This is a genomic window from Streptomyces misionensis (genome assembly GCF_007896895.1).
Lineage (GTDB): Bacteria > Actinomycetota > Actinomycetes > Streptomycetales > Streptomycetaceae > Streptomyces > Streptomyces misionensis_A.
On the sequence record NZ_VOGW01000035.1, the window covers coordinates 69,301 to 70,849 of the forward strand.

General features: G+C 72.6%; 1 protein-coding gene. It reads right to left on the reverse strand.

The genetic code is table 11. The annotated features are described in order from the left end of the window. Positions 1-49: 49 nt before the first annotated feature. On the reverse strand, positions 50-1,537 hold the full coding sequence (locus FRZ03_RS06005) for an APC family permease (protein WP_146464075.1): 1,488 nt from the start codon (positions 1,535-1,537) through the stop codon (positions 50-52). Between the last annotated feature and the right edge of the window lie 12 nt (positions 1,538-1,549).

Here is a 1,549-nt window from a genome sequence, read left to right on the forward strand (position 1 = left end):
TCGGCAACTCCTTCGCGGATGAGGATCGTCGAACGGAGAACTGGGCGGTTCAGGCGGGCTGGGGGGAGGGCTCGGCGGGCTCGGCCGGTTCGGCGGCGAAGGACGCGTAGACCTCCGGGCGCCTGCGGCGCAGCCACCACGCCAGCGGCAGGCCGAGGAGGAAGACGGCCGGTGCCGCGAGGACGAGCAGGGTGTTCACCGCCCGCGAGGCGCCGGTGAACAGGTCGATGTGGCCGACGACCAGGACGATCGCCGTGGCGAGCAGCACCGTGGCGAGGACCGGCGCCACCACCGTGCGCAGCGTGCCCTCGGTGTGCCGCACCCGCCGGAAGTAGCAGGGCACGGCGATCGCGGCGAGCAGTTGGAGCAGCATCAGGCCGATCATCCCCGGGGTGTTCACCCACAGCAGCAGCTGCTGGTAGGGGTCGGCGTGCGCGGCCCGGAAGGCGAGGACGACCACCGCGCCGAGCACGGTCTGGGCGAGGCCGGCCACGTAGGGGGAACGGTGGCGCGGGTGGGTCCGGCCGAGCCTGCGCGGCAGCACGCCCTCCTCCGCCAGCGCGAGGGCGTAGCGGTTGATGGCGTTGTGGAAGGCGAGCAGGGAGGCGATGACGCTGGTGACGATGAAGACGTGCATCAGGTCCGCGGCCCAGCCGCCGACATACCTGGTGATCGCGGTGAAGAACAGCCCGGCCGGGTCCTTCCCGGCGGCCGCCACCACCTGGTCGTCGCCGAACGCCTGGACGGCGATCCACACGACGAACGCGTAGAACAGGCCGAGGAATCCGACGGCCAGATAGGTGGCGCGGGGCACGGTGCGCCCCGGGTCGCGGGCCTCGCGGCGGTAGATGACGGTCGACTCGAAACCGGTGAACGCGGCGAAGGCGAAGGCCAGCACGGCGGCGGTGCCGGGCACGAGGACATGGGCCGGGGCGAAGGAGGACAGCGACAGCCCGTGCGCGCCGCCCTTCAGCAGCACGCCGCCGGCCAGCAGGACGAGTATCCCGGTCTCGGCGACGAGCAGGACGCCGAGCAGCTTGGCGCCGAAGTCGATCGAGCGGAAGCCGCCGTAGCCGATCAGCAGCAGCCCGGCCAGCGAGACGGGGAGCCAGGGGACGTCGGCGCCGAACAGCGCGTGCAGGGTGTCCCGGCTGGCGGAGGCCAGCAGGCCGTAGACGCCGATCTCCATGCCGTTGTAGCCGATCAGCGCGAGCAGCGCGGCCCCGATGCCGACCGGGCGGCCGAGACCCCGGGTGATGAAGGCGTAGAAGGCGCCGCCGCTGGTGACATGGCGGCTCATGGTGGTGAAGCCGATCGCGAAGACGGCGAGGGTGAGCCCGGCGAGGAGATAGCCGACCGGGGCGCCGATGCCGCCGAGCAGGATCGCGAGCGGGGCGACACCCGCCATGACGGTCAGCGGCGCGGCGGCGGAGACGACGAAGAAGGCGATGTCGGCGGTGCCGAGGGAACCGGTGCGAAGGCCGGACGCGGAGGCCGGGGCCTTCTCCTTCGGCGGTTCGGAGGTGGTGGCGGACATACGGGGGAGCCC